General features: G+C 73.1%; 11 protein-coding genes, 1 pseudogene and 1 riboswitch. Of the genes and pseudogenes, 8 read left to right on the forward strand and 4 right to left on the reverse strand.

Annotated features, from left to right (window positions below; all coding sequences use genetic code 11):
- Together B9S58_RS25585 and B9S58_RS25590 are read left to right on the forward strand one after the other, a co-directional pair.
- A pseudogene (locus B9S58_RS25585) lies at nt 1-1,207 on the forward strand (hypothetical protein); the annotation flags it as partial.
- Nucleotides 1,204-3,207, forward strand: coding sequence for a hypothetical protein (locus B9S58_RS25590; RefSeq protein WP_103534400.1), 2,004 nt, complete (start codon nt 1,204-1,206; stop codon nt 3,205-3,207). The pseudogene B9S58_RS25585 and the gene B9S58_RS25590, both read left to right, overlap by 4 nt.
- Nucleotides 3,208-3,255: 48 nt before the next feature.
- Here B9S58_RS25590 and B9S58_RS25595 read toward each other — a convergent pair whose 3' ends face one another.
- Nucleotides 3,256-4,368 carry a DUF4037 domain-containing protein gene (locus B9S58_RS25595; protein ID WP_103534401.1) on the reverse strand — a complete coding sequence of 371 codons (1,113 nt, stop codon included), beginning with the start codon at nt 4,366-4,368 and terminating at the stop codon, nt 3,256-3,258.
- Between the two features lie 321 nt (nt 4,369-4,689).
- The gene (gene cobN / locus B9S58_RS25600; RefSeq protein ID WP_103534402.1) at nt 4,690-8,295 is read right to left on the reverse strand and encodes a cobaltochelatase subunit CobN; all 3,606 of its coding nucleotides are present in this window, start codon (nt 8,293-8,295) and stop codon (nt 4,690-4,692) included.
- A gap of 116 nt (nt 8,296-8,411) precedes the next feature.
- Nucleotides 8,412-8,491, reverse strand: a riboswitch (cobalamin riboswitch).
- Between the two features lie 260 nt (nt 8,492-8,751).
- Here cobN and B9S58_RS25605 point away from each other — a divergent pair.
- From B9S58_RS25605 to B9S58_RS25615, 3 genes are all read left to right on the forward strand, one after another.
- Entirely contained in the window at nt 8,752-10,119 is a 1,368-nt protein-coding gene (locus B9S58_RS25605; RefSeq protein ID WP_103534403.1) for a cobalamin biosynthesis protein CobG, read from the forward strand.
- A gap of 68 nt (nt 10,120-10,187) precedes the next feature.
- A complete protein-coding gene (locus B9S58_RS25610; protein ID WP_103534404.1) occupies nt 10,188-10,814 on the forward strand; it encodes a precorrin-8X methylmutase in 627 nt (208 codons plus the stop codon).
- 68 nt (nt 10,815-10,882) lie between these two features.
- Nucleotides 10,883-12,451: a precorrin-2 C(20)-methyltransferase gene (locus B9S58_RS25615; protein ID WP_103534405.1), complete on the forward strand. Its 1,569-nt coding sequence runs from the start codon at nt 10,883-10,885 to the stop codon at nt 12,449-12,451.
- Here B9S58_RS25615 and B9S58_RS25620 read toward each other — a convergent pair.
- A complete protein-coding gene (locus tag B9S58_RS25620; protein WP_103534406.1) occupies nt 12,448-13,200 on the reverse strand; it encodes a cobalt-precorrin-6A reductase in 753 nt (250 codons plus the stop codon). The two genes, B9S58_RS25615 and B9S58_RS25620, sit on opposite strands and share 4 nt — an antisense overlap.
- Before the next feature lie 17 nt (nt 13,201-13,217).
- Between B9S58_RS25620 and B9S58_RS25625 the strand changes: the two genes are divergently transcribed.
- The 3 genes from B9S58_RS25625 (at nt 13,218) to B9S58_RS25635 (ending at nt 16,401) form a co-directional block, all read left to right on the forward strand.
- Nucleotides 13,218-14,339, forward strand: a complete 1,122-nt coding sequence (locus B9S58_RS25625; protein ID WP_103534407.1) for a cobalt-precorrin-5B (C(1))-methyltransferase — start codon at nt 13,218-13,220, stop codon at nt 14,337-14,339.
- 167 nt (nt 14,340-14,506) lie between these two features.
- Entirely contained in the window at nt 14,507-15,730 is a 1,224-nt protein-coding gene (locus B9S58_RS25630) for an AAA family ATPase (protein ID WP_103534408.1), read from the forward strand.
- 11 nt (nt 15,731-15,741) lie between these two features.
- Nucleotides 15,742-16,401, forward strand: a complete 660-nt coding sequence (locus B9S58_RS25635) for a hypothetical protein (protein ID WP_258045011.1) — start codon at nt 15,742-15,744, stop codon at nt 16,399-16,401.
- A gap of 151 nt (nt 16,402-16,552) precedes the next feature.
- On the opposite strand, the gene B9S58_RS25640 is transcribed toward B9S58_RS25635, so the two are convergent.
- Nucleotides 16,553-17,665 (reverse strand): methyltransferase domain-containing protein, encoded by a 1,113-nt coding sequence (locus tag B9S58_RS25640; RefSeq protein WP_103534409.1) that lies wholly within the window; start codon nt 17,663-17,665, stop codon nt 16,553-16,555.
- Nucleotides 17,666-17,887 lie beyond the last annotated feature (222 nt).

A 17,887-nucleotide genomic window follows, 5' to 3' on the forward strand; every position in this document is an offset into this window, starting at 1 on the left:
CACAGCAGGGGACGGGGCGCGCCCGCACCGGGAGGCGTTCGACCGGGCGCTGGACGCCAAGCGGCGGACGCCCGCCCCCGCCGAGGAGACGACGGGCGGGGGGCCCGGCGCCGGGCCCCCCGGGGAGGTGCTCTGCCCGTACTGCCTGGAGGGCATCCAACTCGACCTGAACAAGCTCTATGTGACGGACAACCAGATGCAGTACAGGCCTCTGGACCTCTCCCGCATCGGCAACCCGGTACGGCGCGAGGACGTCATGCGGGGTGCCGTCCAGCAGTGCACGGCCGACCCGGACTTCCCCGAGCACCACATCCCGGTGCCCTACCTCACCCACGGCCGCCCGCTGACGGTCGCCATGATCGGCCAGTCCAGCACCGGGAAGAGCCACCTGCTCACCCAGATGATCGCCGAGGTCACCGACGGCGGTCTGGAGCGGTACGGGGTGGGCTGGCAGTCCGTCAACCCGGAACAGCACGCCCGCTTCGTCCGCGAGCGGGTGCAGCCGCTGCGCAGCGGCAAGGTGCTCGACCACACGAGCGGGGTCGGCCTGGACGGCTTCGCACGGTTCGTCGAGTCACTGCTGCTCACCGATGCGCGGGGGCGGGTCCGCCCGGTCGCCTTCTTCGACCTCGGCGGGGAGGACCTCGTCCGCACCGATGGGGCGTTGCGCTTCCTGCTCGGCATCGACGCCCTGGTCTTCGTCGTCGACCCGGCGCTCGCACTGCCGCTGCCCCAGCTCGACGAGGTGCGCGAGCGCTGGGGCACCGAGGTGGACCGGGACGGCGACGCGGCGTTCGGCGCCGTGCTCGACCGGCTGCCGCGCACGGGCCCCTATCTGGAGACCCCGGCGGCGATGGTGCTCGGCAAGTCCGACCTGCTCCGGTTCCAGCCGCCGGTCGACCGCTGGCTGGGCGAGGGGCCGCCCGCCGCGATCGGCCCGGACCAGTTCCTCCAGGAGAGCGGGGACGTCTACGCGCTGCTGCGGCAGCACGCCGGGCAGGCCTGGCTGCGGCCCTTCGACGCGTTCCGCCGCTGCACCCTGCACATCGCCTCGGCCACCGGGGGCCAGGAGAGCCAGGGCCGCTACCCGGCGGGCACGGGACCGCGCCGGGTGCTGGAACCCCTGGTCTCACTGCTGGCGATGCACGGGATCATCGAGGCGCCCGGAGGCGCCGCATCATTCGGCGTGGGAAGGGAAGCGCAGTGAACGACGCCCTCGATCGGCGCGAGGAGGCCGGCCGACGCGACCGGCTCGACGGGCCCGGCCGGATCGACCAGGTGATCTTCCGATGGGACGGGAACCAGGGCCGCTCCAGTACGGGCATGGCGGCGGTGGCGCACTCCTGCTCCGCCGAGCGCGCGGAGTCCCTACGCCGCGAACTGGGCCCGCTCCTCTGGGTGCCGGGCCCCGGCCCGGCACCCCGGCCGAGCAGCGTCCGCGTCCCCTCCCGGACCGGCGGGACCGTGCTCCTCCAGCGGTGGCCCACCCTGGACCGGGGCGGCCGGCCCAGCACGGCCTGCCACGCGGTGTTCGGCGACGCGGACACCCTGACGCCGCTGCGCTGCCTGGGACTCGGCGGCAGCGCCTGGAGCGACCGCGCCGTCGCCGAGACCGCCGCCGGGGGCCTGCCGCCGCTGGACGGGGCCCGGCTGCGGGCGACGGCGGCCGAACGGCTGCCCGAGATGGTCCAGGAACTCCCCACGGTGAAGAAGCCGTTGATGGTGGTGACCGCCGAGTGGCTGCGTGACCCCTCCCGGCGGCTCTCACTCCTGGCCGAGGAGCACGAACTGCCCGGCTGGCCGCGCCGGAACTACGCCCCCCTGCTCTACCTGGGGCTGCTGTCGGTGTTCGGCGACTGGTTCGGCACGAAGTGGAGCTACGCCACGTACGACACGGTGGACACCCACGCGTTGCGCCTGACCTGTGTGCCCGAGTGGTCGTCCCAGGCGGCGGGCGCCCGGTCGCTGGCCCGCATCCGGCTGCGGCTGCCCGCCGAGGCGGACGTGGAGATGTCGGCGGCGAAGGAGCTGGTCGAGTACGTGCTCGCCCACCCGGGCACGGCTCCCGGCGTGCCCCATCTGACCGGTGAACTCCTCTCCGGCGCCCGCCTGCCCCGGCAGGAACGGCGCGACGCCCTGCGCCGCATGCTGAACGCCCACCATGCCCCGGCCGCCCCCGCCCCCGTCCCGGCCCCACGCCCGGACAGAAAGGAGGACCGGTACGAACAGGAGGAACGGTACGTACAGGAGTCGCGCCAGCAGCAGGAAGAGCGGGAGGAACGGTACGAGCACGAGTTGCGCCACGTACCGGAGGAGGGCCACGTACCGGAGGAGCGCCACGAGCAGGAGGAACGCCACGAGCGGGAACGTCGTCGCCTGCACGAGGAGTTGCTGGTCCACCAGCGCATCGACGCCGCGCAGTCCGCCCGGCTGGCCGCCCGGCTCCGGAACCTCCGGGACACCGCGCTGCTGACCCTCCTGTGCGCCGACGGACTGCCGTGGGCCTCCCGCGATCTCGTCCTGGCCGAACTGGCCCGCGCCGACCGACGGCGGTCCCGGGACGGAGCGACCGCACACGCGCTGTGCACCGAAGTGCTGCGGCACAACCTGTACTTCAGGCCCGGCCGGCCCGAGCCGGAGGGCCCGTCCGCCCCGGAGATGCGGGAGCGTGCGGCCGAGCTCTTCTCCTGGGCCGTCGCCCCGCTCGTACGGGACCCCCACCGGGCCCCCGATCTCCGGCCGCTGTTCAACATCGTCCTCAAGGACGGTCGCGACACCGGCATGGAGTGGCTGCGCCACATCCTGGTCGCACCCCCGGGCGACCTCGCTCCCGACCTGCCCCCGCAGCTGTGGCAGCAGGTCGTGACGGGCCTCCTCACACACCCCGTGGCCGCACCCGCACCCGCACCGACGCGTCCCCAGACACCCGTGCCGCCCGCCGCCGGCATCCCCGCCCCTTCCCCCGCCCCCGCGAAGCCGCCGGCGCCCCTCCCCGCCCCGTACGTCGCGGCCCCGGCCACCGCGCCGCCGCGGCCGGTGCGCCCGGCACCGGCCCCAGTCCCCGTCCCGGCTCAGCCCGCCCTCACGGGGCAGGGCGGAGACTCCCAGGAGCAAGGTCTCCTCTACCAGGGCTGGTTCGTGCCCACCTTCGCCGGGATCGTCGGAGCGGCCGTCATCGGCGTCCTCCTGGTGATCCTTCTCAACTGACCGCGGACCGGTGGCGGACCGGTCGGCGGGTCCCGTCGGCCGAGCCCGTCAGCCGAGCGCGTCGACCGCCGCCCGCACGGCCTCCTGCCGCCCCAGGAAGTCCGTGCTGTCTGCCCACTGGTCCGCGCTCCCGGTCAGCGGCAGGGCCCTGAGCTCCGGGTCGGTGATGGTCCGGGCCAGCGCGTGGGCGAAGCGCTCGGCGTGCAGCACCTGGAACGGGTGGCTGTGGTAGGGCCGCCGTCCGGGGTCCACCGCTTCCGCGAGGCCCGTACGGTTCTGCAGCGCGGCCACGGCCTCGTACGCGTCGCAGAGGTGCCTCTCGCGCGCCGGGTACTCCGTGGCCGTGACGGCTCCCCGCAGGACGGGCAGCAGTTCGCCGGCCCCGGGCAGCCGGGCGAAGGCGCTCCCCACCCACTTGCCGTACGGCGGGTACTCCCGTGCGGGGAGCAGGCACAGACGCATCAGGTCGCGCACGAGCCGCCCGGCGACCACGGCGGACCCCAGCTCGTCCCCCACCTCGGCGCAGCGGCCGACGAACGCCTCCTCCTGGGAGATCCGCTGCCACTGGCAGGCCAGCACGTAGCGCCACACCTCGTCCGGATACCAGGCCAGCTCCTGCCGCGCCCGGGTCAGCGCGCCGACACCGTCGTGGAACACCGCGCCGCCGGTGGTCTCCGCCAGCTTCTGCTGCGGCATGGCCAGCCAGTCGCGGACCGCCGGTGCCGGGGGCTCCCCGCCGGGTCCGGGCCGGAGGCCGAGCTGATCGTGCAGCCACCCGCCGACGTCGGCGACGAGGACGCGGTGGTGGACCGGGCCGTCCGTCAGCTCCATGTGCCCGACCGGGTCCGCCGGGCCGGCGTGCCGGAAGTGCGTCGGCCAGCCGCGCACCTGCTTGGGCAGCCGCTCGGCGAACAGGCGGTGCAGCCGCTCCCCGTGCGCGGCGACGTCGGCCGGCTCCAGGAACAGGTCCAGGCGCGGGCCCCATTCGTGGTCCACCGACCGGTCGGTGTCGAGGCCGAGCACCTCGGAGCCGGGGCCGATCCGGGCGGCGGCGTACCGCAGGCCGGGACACTCCGCGTCGAGGACCGGCCGCACGGCCTCCTCGTAGAGGATCCGGGACAGGTCGAGTCCGGGCAGGAACTCACGGGCGGGCGTCGTCATACGGACACTCTGCGGGGACAGGGGTGTCGGCTTCCAGGCGATTTCCGTGCGATCTCCGTGTCGCGGAGCCGTAGGGCTGCCGCAGGTACCGGCGGGGATCTCGGCCCCCGGCGGAGATGACATCTCTGGGGTGCGTGGCCATGACAGCCGGAGATGCGTCTGGACCGCGTGGCCGACCGGTAGCGCGGCCGGGGGGGCACGGCCCCTGCCCGGGGGACACGCGCGAGGCAGCCCCACCGTGCGGACCGGCACGGGTCGGCGCACCGACGCACCGGCGCCGCGTCCGCCGGCCCCCGTGCCGGGCTCGTCAGCCTCCCACCGTCAGTCCTCGCCCTCCAGGTTCCCTTCCGTCTCCAGGTACACCTGGCGCAGCGCGTCCAGCACCGCCGGGTCGGGCTTGGCCCACATGCCGCGCGACTCGGCCTCCAGGAGGCGTTCCGCGATGCCGTGCAGGGCCCAGGGGTTGGCTTCCTGGAGGAACTGCCGGTTCTCCGGGTCGAGTACGTACGTCTCGGTGAGCTTGTCGTACATCCAGTCGGCGACGACGCCGGTCGTGGCGTCGTACCCGAAGAGGTAGTCGACCGTGGCCGCCAGCTCGAACGCGCCCTTGTAGCCGTGGCGGCGCATCGCCTCGATCCACTTCGGGTTGACGACCCGGGCCCGGAAGACGCGGGAGGTCTCCTCGACGAGGGTCCGCGTGCGGACGGTCTCGGGGCGGGTGGAGTCCCCGATGTACGCCTCGGGGGCCCTGCCCTTCAGCGCGCGCACGGTGGCGACCATGCCGCCGTGGTACTGGAAGTAGTCGTCGGAGTCCGCGATGTCGTGCTCGCGGGTGTCGGTGTTCTTCGCGGCGACCTCGATGCGCTTGTAGGCGCTCTCCATCTCCTCGCGGGCCGGGCGTCCGTCCAGCTCGCGGCCGTAGGCGTAGCCGCCCCAGACCGTGTAGACCTCGGCGAGGTCGGCGTCGGTGCGCCAGTCACGGGAGTCGATGAGCTGGAGGAGGCCCGCTCCGTACGTGCCGGGGCGGGAGCCGAAGATGCGGGTGGTGGCCCGCCGTTCGTCGCCGTGCTCGGCCAGGTCGGCCTGGGTGTGCGCCCGTACGTAGTTCTGCTCGGCCGGCTCGTCCAGCGAGGCGGCCAGCCGTACGGCGTCGTCGAGCAGCCCGACCGTGTGCGGGAACGCGTCGCGGAAGAAGCCCGAGATGCGCAGCGTGACGTCGATCCGGGGGCGGCCCAGCTCCTCGTACGGGATGGGCTCAAGGCCCGTCACACGGCGCGAGGCGTCGTCCCAGACGGGTCGGATGCCGAGCAGCGCGAAGGCTTCGGCGATGTCGTCGCCCGCCGTGCGCATCGCGCTGGTGCCCCAGAGGGAGAGGCCGACCGAGGTGGGCCAGTCGCCGTTGTCGGTGCGGTAGCGGGTGAGGAGCGAGTCGGCCAGCGCCTGGCCGGTCTCCCAGGCGAGCTTGGAGGGGACGGCCTTCGGGTCGACGGAGTAGAAGTTGCGGCCGGTCGGCAGCACGTTGACGAGACCGCGCAGCGGCGAACCGGACGGACCGGCGGGGACGAACCCGCCGTTCAACGCGTGCACGGCGTGCGTGAGTTCGTCGGTCGTGGCCGCCATGCGCGGGACGACCTCGGTGGCCGCGAAGGTGAGGATGTCGGCGATCGCGTCCGGCAGCCCGGCGGCGACACCGGCGACGGCGGCCGGGTCCCAGCCGGCGTCGTCCATCGCCTGGACGAGCGCGCGGGCCTGCTCCTCGATCGTGTCGGCGGCCGTGCGGGTGGCGGCCGACTCGTCGAGCCCGAGCGCCTCGCGGAGCCCCGGCAGCGACGCCGTACCGCCCCAGATCTGGCGGGCGCGGAGCACGGCCAGCACCAGGTTGACCCGGTCGTTCCCGGCGGGCGGGTTGCCCAGCACGTGCAGACCGTCGCGGATCTGGACGTCCTTGATCTCGCAGAGCCAGCCGTCGAGATGCATGATGAAGTCGTCGAAGCCCTCGTCCTCCGGCCGGTCCTCCAGGCCGAGGTCGTGGTCGAGCTTCGCGGCCTGGATCAGCGTCCAGATCTGCGCCCGGATCGCGGGCAGCTTCGCCGGGTCCATGGCGGCGATCTGGGCGTGCTCGTCGAGGAGCTGCTCCAGGCGGGCGATGTCGCCGTAGCTGTCGGCGCGGGCCATCGGCGGCACGAGGTGGTCGATCAGCGTGGCGTGGACGCGGCGCTTGGCCTGCGTGCCCTCGCCCGGGTCGTTCACCAGGAACGGGTAGACGAGCGGGAGATCCCCGAGGGCGGCGTCCGGACCGCACGCGGCCGACAGCCCCGCGTTCTTGCCCGGCAGCCACTCCAGATTCCCGTGCTTGCCGAGGTGGATCATCGCGTCGGCGCCGAAGCCGTTGTCGTCGGCGGAGGCGGCGATCCAGCGGTAGGCGGCCAGGTAGTGGTGCGAGGGCGGCAGATCGGGGTCGTGGTAGATCGCGATCGGGTTCTCGCCGAAGCCGCGCGGCGGCTGGATGAGGATGAGGAGGTTCCCGCGCCGCAGAGCCGCGAGGACGATGTCGCCCTCCGGGTTGGCGGACCGGTCCACGAACATCTCGCCGGGCGCCGGCCCCCAGTGCCGCTCCACCGCGTGGCGCAGCTCCTCGGGGAGGGTGGCGAACCAGCGGCGGTAGTCGGCGGCCGGGATACGGACCGGGTTACGGGCCAACTGCTCCTCGGTCAGCCACTCCTGGTCATGGCCGCCCGCCTCGATCAGCGCGTAGATCAGCTCGTCGCCGTCGCCGGAGACCAGCCCCGGGATGTCCTCCTCGGCCCCGAAGTCGTACCCCTCGGCGCGCAGCCGGCGCAGCAGCGCCACGGCGCTGGCGGGGGTGTCGAGCCCGACGGCGTTGCCGATCCGGGAGTGCTTGGTCGGGTAGGCGGACAGCACGAGCGCGATCTTCTTCTCGGCGTTCGGGATGTGCCGCAGCTTCGCGTGCCGTACGGCGATCCCGGCGACCCGGGCCGCCCGCTCGGCGTCGGCGACGTACGCCGGGAGCCCGTCCTCGTCGATCTCCTTGAACGAGAACGGCACCGTGATCAACCGCCCGTCGAACTCCGGCACCGCGATCTGCGTGGCCGCGTCCAGCGGGGAGACTCCCTCGTCGTTCTCCTCCCAGGCGCTGCGCGGGCTGGTGAGGCAGAGCGCCTGGAGGACCGGCACGTCGAGCCCGGTGAGCGCGCCCGCGTCCCACGACTCGTCGTCACCGCCGGCCGACGCCTCGGCGGGCCTGGTGCCGCCCGCCGCGAGGACGGTGGTCACGATGGCATCGGCGGCGCGGAGCGCGTCGATCAGCTCGGCCTCCGGCGTACGGAGGGACGCGACGTACAGCGGGAGCGGCCGGGCACCGGCATCCTCCACGGCAGTGCACAGGGCGTCGATGAACGCGGTGTTCCCGCTCATGTGGTGGGCGCGGTAGTAGAGAACGGCGACGGTCGGCGCACCCTCGGGCACCGCACGGGCCTCCCGCTCCAGCGGGCCCCACGCGGGGGCCGGGGCGGGCGGTTCGAAGCCGTGGCCGGTCAGCAGCACGGTGTCGGAGAGGAACCGGGCGAGCTGCTCCAGGTTGGCGGGCCCGCCGTGCGCGAGGTAGGCGTGCGCCTCGGCCGCGATGCCGATCGGCACGGTGGACGCGGCCATCAACTGGGCGTCGGGGGCCTGCTCACCGGTCAGCACGACGACGGGGCGGCCGGTCGCCAGCACCGCGTCGAGCCCCTCCTGCCATGCCCGTACCCCGCCGAGGAGGCGTACGACGACGAGGTCGACGCCGTCCAGCAGGTCCGGCAGGCCGTCGAGGGAGACGCGGGAGGGGTTGGCGTACCGGTAGCTGACGGGTCCTTCGGAAGCGCGGGCGCTCAGGAGGTCGGTGTCGGACGTCGACAGGAGCAGGATCATGCTGCGTCAGGCCTTCCTCGGGGTGTCCACGCCCCGGGCGGTGTCGGAGGGTCTCCCCAACACCCGGCGGAGGGCCGGGCGCCGCGCCCGGTGGGAAACCGGGCGCTCGGGGAAGGGAGTTCCTGACTCGCCCGGCCGGTGGTGGCGGCCGGGCTCACAGTGGCGGGACCGCGCCGGAATCTCACCGGGCTTCCTCCCCTGTCGCCGTCTGGCGATGGCGGCCTGAACGGACCACCGCCTGCATCCTAAGCGGCCGGGGTGGACGCGGGGCAGGGGGCGGGGGTGCGGTGGTGATCACTGTTCGCGGGTCCGGCTCCGCGCCGGACACCTCCTGTCCCGCCCACGGGGCGCGGCTCACCGCGGTCGGCTGTCCCACAGACCCGGGCGCGGCTCCCCACGCTCGGCTGTCCCACAGGTCACAGGAGTGAGCCCGCCGATCGGATCGACACGGTCGGTATGCTCGCCGCCATGCCCGATTCCGCCCCCTCGCCCCTTTCCACGGGCGGCACATCCCTCCGCGACGGCGGCGACGCCTGCCCGGGGACGCTGCGGCTGCACCGGGCCGACGACGGGGCGCTGGCCCGCGTACGCATCCCCGGCGGGGTGCTGAGCGCGGACCGGGCGGACGCGCTGCTCGCGGTGGCCGGCCGGTTCGGCGACGGTGACCTGCATCTCACCTCGCGGGGCAACGTACAGCTGCGCGGCCTCGACGCGGAGTGCGGCGGTGGGCCGGCCGAACTGCTCGGCGCCGCCGGGCTGCTGCCGTCCGCGGCGCACGAGCGGGCCCGCAACATCGTGGCCTCGCCGCTCGCCGGCCTGGACGGTTCCCCCGCGCTCGGGGGCTGGCTGTCCGAGCTGGACGGCCTGGTGTGCGCATCGGCCGCCGCCGCATCGCTCTCCGGGCGCTTCCTCTTCGCCCTGGACGACGGTCGCGGCGACGTGGACGCGCTGGGCGCGGACGTGACGCTGATCGCGGAGGGTGACGACTGCCTCCTGAGGGTCGGGGCGGAGGACGAGGTGTTCCGGGTTCCGGCCGGGAAGGGCCCGCGCGCCGCGCTCCTGGCCGCCGAGGCGTTCCTCCGCGCCGCCCGGGACTCCGGCGCGTGGCGCGTGAAGGACCTGCCCGACGACGTACGCGCGGCGCTGCCCGGCGAGGTCGCCCGGACCATCGGAGGGGTGGCGGCGGACGAGGCCGTCCACCGCCCCCGCCCGCGTACGGCGAAGGCTCCGGAACCGGGCCCGGTCACCGCACAGGACAACGACGGCGACGGCGACGGCGACACCACGACCGCGATCAGCATCGGCGTACCCCTGGGGCGGCTGACCGCCACCCAGTGGCGGCTGCTCACCGAAACGGCCCGGCGGCACGGGAGCGAACTGCGCCTCACCCCGTGGCGCGGAGTCATCATCCCCGGCCCCTTCGGGCAGTCCGGGCAGGACGGGCAGTCCGGGCAGGACGGGCAGTCCGGGCAGGACGACGCGGCGGAGGCACTCCGCACCCTGGCTGCGACCGGCCTGATCACCGGCCCGGACTCACCGTGGACCGGGGTGGGGGCCTGCATCGGCCACCCGGGCTGCGCGAAGTCGCTGGCCGACGTGCGGGCCGAAGCGGGGGCCGCTGTCGGACCGGTCGGGCGGCTCCCTGTGTACTGGTCCGGGTGCGAACGCCGCTGCGGCCACCCTCACGGGGAGTGGATCGACGTGGTCGTCACGCCCGACGGGCACCGGATCTCGCACGTACGGGGCGAACGCCGGGACCCCCCGGCGACGGTCCGGAACAACCCGGCGGCACTCGCGGCGACGGTGGCCGCGGCCCGCGCATGAACACGCTCCCCCTCCCCCGTCCCCCATACCGGCATTCCGGCATACCGGCAGAAGAAAGCGACAGCACTGTGCACCAGTACGAGAAGGACGGACCGGCGATCTACCGCCAGTCCTTCGCCACCATCCGCGCGGAGGCGGATCTGGCCGGGCTGCCCGCCGACGTCAGCCAGGTCGTCGTCCGGATGATCCACGCCTGCGGCATGGTCGACCTCGTGACTGACCTCGCCTTCTCGCCGAACGCCGTGGCCGACGCCCGCGCGGCCCTGCGCTCGGGCGCCCCGATCCTCTGCGACGTGGCGATGGTGGCCAGCGGGGTCACCCGCAAGCGGCTGCCCGCGGACAACGACGTGGTGTGCACGCTGTCCGATCCGTCCGTTCCGGAACTGGCCGCGAAGATGGGGACCACGCGCAGCGCGGCTGCCCTGGAGCTGTGGCGGGACCGGATGGGGGGTGCGGTCGTGGCGGTGGGCAACGCCCCGACCGCCCTGTTCCGGCTGCTGGAGATGATCGAGGAGGGCGCCCCGCGCCCGGCCGCCGTCATCGGCGTCCCGGTCGGCTTCATCGGCGCGGCCGAGTCCAAGGAGGCTCTGGCCGAGCACGCGTCGGGGCTGGAGCACCTGATCGTGCGCGGCCGGCGCGGCGGCAGCGCGATAGCGGCCGCGGCGCTCAACGCCATCGCCAGCGAGGAAGAGTAGTGACCACTCCAGCGACCACTCCAGCGACTTCTCCGGTGACCACTCCGGCGCCTTCTCCGGCGCCCGGGATGACGGAGCCCGGGATCAAGAAGGGCGACGGCAAGCTGTACGGCGTCGGGCTCGGCCCCGGCGACCCGGAGCTGATGACCCTGCGGGCCGTCCGGGCGATCGCCGAGGCGGACGTCGTCGCGTACCACAGCGCCCGGCACGGCCGCTCGATCGCCCGGTCCATCGCGGCGGCACACCTGCGGCCCGACCACATCGAGGAGGCCCTGGTCTACCCCGTCACGACGGAGACCACGGACCACCCGGGCGGTTACCGGGGCGCGCTTGAGGAGTTCTACGAGAAGGCCGCGGCCCGCCTCGCGGCGCATCTGGACGCGGGTCTGGCCGTGGTGGTGCTCGCCGAGGGCGACCCGATGTTCTACGGCTCGTACATGCACATGCACAAGCGCCTGGCCGGCCGTTACGCGACCGAGGTCATCCCGGGCGTGACGTCCGTGAGCGCGGCGGCGGCCCGGCTCGGCACCCCCCTGGTCGAGGGCGAGGAGATCCTCACGATCCTGCCTGGCACGCTGCCGGAGGAGGAGCTGACGGCTCGTCTCGCCGCCACGGACACGGCGGTGGTGATGAAGCTGGGGCGTACGTTCCCGGCGGTGCGCGGGGCGTTCGAGGCGTCGGGGAGGCTGGCGGAGGCGCGGTACGTGGAGCGGGCGACGATGGCCGGGGAGCGCACGGGTGACCTCGCGGACATCGACCCGGCGTCGGTCCCGTACTTCTCGGTGGCGGTGCTGCCGAGCCGCGTAGACGCGCCCAGGCCCTCGCCGTCCGCCGGTGGCGAGGTCGTGGTCGTCGGCACCGGCCCGGCGGGCCCGCTGTGGCTGACACCCGAGACGCGCGGAGCACTCGCCGCCGCCGACGACGTGGTGGGCTACACGACCTACCTGGACCGGGTGCCGGTCCGCCCCGGCCAGGCGCGACACGGCTCGGACAACAAGGTGGAGTCGGAGCGCGCCGAGTTCGCCCTGGACCTGGCCCGGCGGGGCCGCCGCGTCGCGGTGGTCTCCGGCGGCGACCCCGGGGTCTTCGCGATGGCGACGGCGGTGCTGGAGACGGCCTCGCAGGAGGCGTACGCGGACATCCCGGTACGCGTCCTGCCCGGCGTCACCGCGGCCAACGCGGCAGCGGCCCGCGCGGGCGCGCCGCTGGGCCACGACTACGCCACGATCTCCCTCTCGGACCGGCTCAAGCCTTGGGAGGTCATCGCGGAACGCCTGCGCGCGGCGGCCTCGGCGGACCTGGTGCTGGCCCTGTACAACCCGGGCTCCAAGTCCCGTACGTGGCAGGTCGGCAAGGCCCGCGACCTGCTCCTGGAGCACCGCTCGCCGGACACGCCGGTCGTCCTCGGCCGGGATGTGGGCGGCCCGACGGAGAGCGTACGGACGGTGCGGCTGGCGGATCTGGACCCGGCGGAGGTGGACATGCGGACGCTGCTGATCGTGGGCTCGTCGCAGACGCGCTGGACCCGGAGGGGCCAGGACGACCGGGGCATCGTCTGGACACCGCGCCGCTACCCGGAGGCGCCGGAGCCCTCGAACCCCTCCGAGCCCTCCGAGCCCTCCGCGCCCTCCGCCTAGAGCCGGCGCACCCACCGCACGGCCTCGTCGGGCGTACAGGCCACCGGCACCCCTTCCGGTACCGGTGGCCGCCGGACGACGACGACGGGAATCCCGGCTTCACGGGCGGCGGCGAGCTTGGGGGCGGTGGCGTCCCCGCCGCTGTCCTTGGTGACGAGGACGTCGACGCGATGACGGCGGAGCAGCTCCCGCTCCCCTTGGAGATCGAACGGCCCCCGATCGAGCAGGACCTCCATCCGGGCCGGGCAGGGCTGCTCCGGCGCGTCGACGGACCGCACGAGGAACCACAGATCGTGCAGGTCGGCGAAGGCGGCGAGCCCCATCCGCCCGGTGGTGAGGAAGACCCGCTCGCCGAGTGCGGGCAGCAGCTCGGCGGCCTCGGCGAGCGACCCGGCGGAGTGCCAGCGGTCACCGTCCTGGGCGACCCAGCCGGGCCGGCGGAGGGCGAGGAGAGGAACATGGGCCTGCACGGCGGCCTCGGCCGCGTTCCGGCTCATGGTCGCGGCGAAGGGGTGGGTGGCATCGACAACGGCGTCCACACCATGCTCACGCACCCAGGCGGCGAGCCCGTCGGGACCACCGAAACCACCGACGCGCACGTCACCCGGCGGAAACCTCGGCGAGGCGACGCGCCCGGCGAGCGAGGTGGTGACACGGACCCCCGGTTCATGGGCGGCAAGGCTCTCGGCCAGTCGGCGCGCCTCGGTCGTACCCCCCAGAACAAGGACATGCACAGGCTGCACAGGCATCGGAACGGACTCTTCTCATGAACGCTGAGGCGCGGGGTGGTCGCAGTGCCCAACTCAAACACACCGGCCTGCGCCCCGGCTGGACGACCGGCGCCTGTGCCACGGCCGCGACGACGGCCGCGTACACGGCACTGCTGACCGGCGACTTCCCGGACCCGGTGAGCATCACGCTGCCGAAGGGCCAGACACCGGCGTTCGCGCTGGCGGTGGAGGAACTGACGGCCGGGCCGGGTGAGCCGGTGGCGACGGCCGGAGTGGTCAAGGACGCCGGCGACGACCCGGACGTGACGCACGGGGCGCTGGTGAGGTCGACGGTACGCAGGCTGCCGCCGGGCTCCGGCGTGGTGTTCCGGGCGGGCCCGGGCGTCGGTACGGTCACCCTCCCCGGCCTGCCGCTGGAGGTCGGGGAGCCCGCGGTGAACCCGGTCCCGCGCCGGCTGATGCGCGAGCACGTGGAGCGGGTGGCGGCGGAGCACGACGGGTCGGGGGACGTGGAGATCACGGTCTCCGTCGACCACGGCGAGGAGATCGCCCGCTCGACGTGGAACGGCCGCCTCGGCATCCTGGGCGGCCTCTCGATCCTCGGCACCACGGGCGTCGTGGTCCCGTACTCCTGCTCGGCCTGGATCGACTCGATCCGCCGGGGCGTGGACGTGGCGCGGGCGGCGGGCCTGACCCACGTGGCGGGCTGCACGGGCTCGACGTCGGAGAAGACGGTGACCGCGGAGTACGACCTGCCGGACATCGCACTGCTGGACATGGGCGACTTCGCGGGCGCGGTCCTCAAATACGTACGCCGGCATCCCGTCGCCCGCCTCACGATCTGCGGCGGCTTCGCCAAACTCTCCAAACTCGCGGCGGGCCACCTGGACCTCCACTCGGCCCGCTCCCAGGTCGACAAGCCCTTTCTGGCCGCCCTGGCCAGGACGGGCGGCGCGGACAAGGAGCTGGCCGCCCGGATCACCACCGCCAACACGGGCCTGGAGGCGCTGCGCCTGTGCGAGGCGGCGGGCGTCCCGCTGGGCGACCTGGTGGCGGCACGGGCCCGCGACGAGGCGTTGGCGGTTCTGCGGGGCGCGCCGGTCGCGGTCGACGTGATCTGCATCGACCGGGCGGGGGCGGTGGTGGGGCGGGGGTAGGGCGGCGAAGCAACGGGTTCCCATGCTTCGCACCATCGAGAATGTCGTGTCAGCCGCACGCTCTACGCCGCACAGAGGCTGTCGCCACCTGAGCACATCAGGCTGGACGCTGTTTCCTCAAGGCACTTGCGCCCGCCCGGCGACCTGCTACCCGATAGGTTCATCCCATGCCCGGCCGTCTTCTGGAACTACACGTCGAGAACTTCCGCAGCCTTCGTGATGTGACGATCCCCCTCGGACCGCTCACCGTCCTGGTGGGCCCCAACGGGGTGGGCAAGTCGAACGTACTCAAGGTGTTCGACTTCCTTGCTGCGATCATCCGCACCGACCTGCAACCGGCGCTCGACGAGCGAGGCGGATTCGACGAAGTGGCCTTCTGGGGGGGCGAAAAACCGCCCACTTCCATGGCGATTCGCCTCACGGCGGACTGGACCACGCATGCGAGCGCCAAAGCTCCGGACGAGTACTCGCTGACCATTCGCAGGCGCTCCCTGCCTGGCAGCCGCGATTCCTACACGTTGTCACGCCAAGAGAGTTTCCGGTTCAAGCGGACACAGGGCCGGGGCCGTCGGATCACGATTTCCGGCGATGCGGCCCGAGTCGTGGACGAGAGGGCCGGTCGCGAGTCCGACGGAGGCAAGTTCGGTATCCAGCGGCTGAGCAGCGGTCTGTCCACCCTGCCCCGGCTGGGACGGTCGGACGGCGGGGAGGAGGTGACGAGGGTCGCGGAGCGCTTGTCGTCCTTCAGGGTCTTCGACGTGGACGTCACCGCTGCTCGACAGCCAACACGCACCCACTCGATCGAGCCCGGCCGTCTGGAGCCGCACGCAAGGAACCTTGCGGCGTTCCTGATCCAGCTCAGCGCCGATGAGGAACGCTGGGATCATCTGACACACGATGCCCGCCGCGTTCTTCCGCAGCTGGACGCCATCGAGTTCGAGCAGGTCGGGGGCTTCGCCGAGCGCCTGGCGGTGGTGCTTCGCGAACGCGGCCTGCGCCGGCCCACTCCGCTGGCCGAGGCCTCATTCGGGACAGTGCGCCTGCTGGGTCTCCTGGCCATGCTCTACGACCCTCAGCCACCGGCCCTGACGTGCGTCGAAGAGATCGACCACGGCCTGCACCCGCAAGCTCTCGAACTCATTGTGGAGCGGATGAGGGAAGCCTCGGCGCGCACGCAGTTCATCGTGGCGACCCACTCTCCCGCACTCGTCGACCGGCTGGAACCTCACGAGTTCATCGTGTGCGACCGGGACGAGCACGGAGCTTCCATCATCCCTGCCCTGACAACGACCGAGATCCAGGCGATCGTTGCGGAGACAGGTGACCAGCCCCTCGGCGAGCTGTGGTTCTCCGGCGTGCTGGGGGGCGACCTGACAGAGGACGAGCTGTGAGTCGCAGGCGGATGTCCAAGCCGTCCGGCCGGGGCATCGTCGTGCTTGCGGGCGAGAGCGCGAACGATCGCCGCATGCTGGCCGCGTTCATCAAGGCAGCCCATCCGGCCCTTGCTGCTGCCGTCACTCTCACCGAGATCACCGATCCCGTACGCCTACGGAAGAAGTCGGGCGCTGAACTGGCCACAGCAGCGAATACCCTGGTCAGCAAGGCGCGAGGCAAAGCCCGCCTGAAGGCGGGCGAGTTCGTCGGGATCGCCGTGCACGAAGACATGGACGCCTGCCCCGGCCCTGCCTACGACGCCGCACGAAAGGCTGTCTCGGCCGCACTGGGCAAGGCGGCCGCCGACTCCTCATCCGTGTACGCGCTCGCCGCCGCCGAGTCCGAAGCCTGGCTCCTCCTCTTTCCCGAAGCGTTCACTCTGCACCGGGCTTCCTGGAAGATTCCAGCGACGTGGAAAGGCAAGGACAGCGGGCGTCGCCAGAATCCGAAGGAAGATCTCGAAGGTCTCCTCACGAGCCCCCGCTTCAGGGAGAGCGACGGCCCGGAGATCGTGTCCACAGCTCTGGCGCAAGGGTTACTCACCGAGCCCAAGGGGTCGAATCGCTCCTACCAGGAATTCATCGCGGACATCCGCGCCTGGCAGGTCCCCCGCCCGCCCAGTCGCTGACTCCCGCCGACCGTTGTGCGGTCCACACCGACCAACTGGGCACATTTCTCCTGACTGTAGTCCAAGGCCCTACGCCTCTCCGTCAGTCCCATGGAACCCGCTTCCCGCAGCTCCGACGCCTCCGGTTACCTGCTGCACAGAGCTGAGCCCCCTATACCGAGTGCCTCCTACCAGGCCTGATGACCGCGCGTGGGTCGCGGAGCCATACCTGCTGTCCCCGGTCGGTCACGGTCAGCCCGAACTGCTCGGCGTCGGGCCGCCCCACCGACTCGTACTCCCACCAGACCTGCTCGATCTCCTCCCACAGAAACCCGGGCCCGTACTGCCACACCCCCTCCCCCGTGGCAGCCGTCGCAGCACCCCCGCCCTCACGGGTCACCCACACCTGGACACCTTCGGCGGTGTCCTGGTGGATGAGCCGCACGCCGGGCAACCGCGCCCCCGCGTACAACGCGAACCCGAGGTCGAGGAGCCGGGCGGGATCCAGGCCCGCCGCGCGGGCCCGCCCCTTGCCCCGCACGTCGTGGAGGTCGGGTACGCGATGGGAGCGCATCGGCATGTACGTGGCCCCGCCGCGGAACGGCCCCACCGCCGTACCGTCGCCCTGGACACGGAGCTGGACCAGCGCACCCGACCAGAACTCCCGGGCCAGCGGGGCCACGACGACCCCGCCGGGCCGGACCTGCCGCAGCAGCCCGTACGGGACGTACCGCACCGCGCACGTGGCGATCAGCCGGTCCACCAGCCCCAGGCCGGGCCACGGCCGCTCACCGTCCCCGACCCGCAGACGCGGCCGGTACCCGGCCTGCGCCAGAGCCTCCCCCGCCTGCCGGGCCACGACCGGATCCAGCTCCACACTGTGGACCAGATCGTCACCGAGCCGCTCGCAGAGCAGCGCGGCAACGTACCCGGTGCCGGTGCCGATCTCCAACACCCTTTGGCCATCCGAGACTTCGAGCAGGCCGAGCATGCGGGCGACCATCGAGGGCATCGAGTTCGACGACGTCGCGACACCGGGCCCGCCCTCGGCCCCGCCGTCGAGCTGCGTGACCACCGGTTCGTCGCTGTTGACCAGCGCCAGCCACGCATCCGTCCCCACCACCGGCTCGCACCGGTCGGGCAACTGCCGCCACACAGCCGCCGGAACGAACCGGCTGCGCGGCACGGCCTCGAACACCCGCCGCCAACGGGCACCAAGCAGCCCACGGTCGGCCAACTCCTGGACCAGCGCCGGATAGGTGGACACCTGGGGTGCCGTGCTCACGGCTGCGGAACGAACGTGGGACGGCTGCCGTCCGGAGACGGCTTCGGCTCCGACGGCGGAGTCCACGGCTTGTCCGACGGAGGACCGCCATGCTTCCCGCCCTCGGCCTGCACGGGGTCGGTGCTCATCGTCATCGTCCATCTCCTCTGCTCTGTGGAACGGTTCGATCGGCGGGGCGGCGGTGCAGCCGGTAGATCCCGTACGGCGGGAAGAGGCCGACGC

It is taken from the genome of Streptomyces sp. SM11 (assembly GCF_002910905.1).
Lineage (GTDB): Bacteria > Actinomycetota > Actinomycetes > Streptomycetales > Streptomycetaceae > Streptomyces.